The sequence below is a fragment of the Streptomyces sp. KR55 genome (assembly GCF_052245645.1).
Classification (GTDB): domain Bacteria; phylum Actinomycetota; class Actinomycetes; order Streptomycetales; family Streptomycetaceae; genus Streptomyces; species Streptomyces flavusporus.
The window spans coordinates 1-529 of the sequence record NZ_JBQQCE010001032.1 but is presented as its reverse complement, the minus strand read 5'-3'; the positions used below and the strand labels follow the sequence as shown (position 1 = coordinate 529).

Annotated in this window: 1 protein-coding gene; it reads right to left on the bottom strand. The window is 66.2% G+C overall.

What is annotated here, in order from left to right; all coding sequences use genetic code 11:
- Positions 1–24: 24 nt before the first annotated feature.
- Positions 25–255, bottom strand: a complete 231-nt coding sequence (locus ACTWQJ_RS52170) for a response regulator transcription factor (RefSeq protein ID WP_443313321.1) — start codon at positions 253–255, stop codon at positions 25–27.
- Positions 256–529 lie beyond the last annotated feature (274 nt).

The window sequence follows — 529 nt, the reverse complement described above, 5'->3', positions numbered from 1 at the left end:
CGGTCGGACTCGGGCGGGCGGGCGTCACAGTCCCAGGGAGATGGCCAGTCGGGTGAGTTCGGCCGTGCTGTTGATGTTGAGCTTGGCCCGGATGCGGCGGAGGTAGGCGTCGACCGTGTGCTTGGAGAGTCCCATGTGGCGGGCCGTTTGCAGGTAGGTGCGCCCTCCGGCGATGTGGCGCAGTGTCTCCCGCTCACGCGGGGCCAGCGCAGGTGCGGGGGCTTCGATGTGCGGCATGGTGGCTGTGAGGCTCATGGGATTTCCTCCGACGATCGGCTCGGTCATCACTGCTCACGCCCTCGAAAGCAGGAGGCATATGCCCGAATGGTGCTGTTTGCCCTCTTTTGAAAAGCCTGCCCGGGCGACTTCACGACGGTGTCCGCCGACTGTCACAGACGTGTCACGGGGGTACGTCAGCAGGCGCGCCGCAGCGCGATCACAGAGAAGAGCTGCGTGTCAGAACCTGATGCCGAACGCCCCGGACCATGATCGGTCCGGGGCGTTTCCGCTGGTGCCCCCGGCAGGATTC

Excerpts from the sequence above, each read along its gene's own strand:
- ACTWQJ_RS52170 (WP_443313321.1), bottom strand. The coding sequence starts at position 255 with ATGAGCCTCACAGCCACCATGCCGCACATCGAAGCCCCCGCACCTGCG.